At 44.4% G+C, this 824-nt stretch carries 1 protein-coding gene; it reads left to right on the forward strand.

All coding sequences use genetic code 11. The annotated features are described in order from the left end of the window. A partial coding sequence (locus OCV67_RS13405) for a phage tail sheath N-terminal beta-sandwich domain-containing protein (protein ID WP_178085189.1) occupies nt 1-824 on the forward strand: 824 nt, incomplete at both ends.

Here is an 824-nt window from a genome sequence, read left to right on the forward strand (position 1 = left end):
ATAATTATGGCTGGAGGAACATTCGATAAGTCTGTAGGAAAAGTAAGACCGGGTACTTACATTAATTTTGAGGCTTCAAATCAAAGTACGCTGGGTTCTTCCGACAGAGGAACGGTTCTGATTCCACTGATCAATCATTCATACGGTCCGGAAAAGGAATTTATAACTATTTCAAATGAATCGGTGGATTCGGCAATTGACAAGCTTGGTTACAGCGTATATGACGATGATCCGTCAATGCTGCTTATCCGTGAGGCATTTAAAAATGCAAGTACGGTAATTGTATACATTGCCAAGGCAGGAACTAAAGCAACGGGTACAGGCGGAGGCTTGTCAGCTCAGGCAAAGTACGGCGGTTCAAGAGGTAACGCTCTCAGTTATTCCGTTGCGGCGAATCCCGTTGCCGGATTTGACGTTTCCGTTTATCTTGACGGTTCAACTGTTGAAGCGTTTGAGGGTGTTACAGATGTTTCGGCGCTAGTCGACAGTAAGTACATAACATTTACAGCCTCAGAGGGTACTTCTCTTGAAGCAGCAGCAGGGGTTTCGCTTACAGGAGGTACGGACGGTACGGCTGCAAATTATGACATTGCAGCGTTTCTTGACGATATGGAAAGCGTTAATTTCAATACCCTTGCTTTTCCTGTAACGGAAGAATCATTGCTTGCGGCGTGTGTTACAAAGATAAAGTATCTGAGGGAAAATGTAGGAAGAGGCGTTAAGGCTGTTGTTCCCGACTACAAAGCCGACTATGAGGGTATTATTAACGTTACAAATTCCGTTGTAATAAACGGCGTTACGCTTAGTAATGCACAAGCCACAGC

The organism is Porcipelethomonas ammoniilytica (assembly GCF_025567485.1).
GTDB lineage: Bacteria > Bacillota > Clostridia > Oscillospirales > Ruminococcaceae > Porcipelethomonas > Porcipelethomonas ammoniilytica.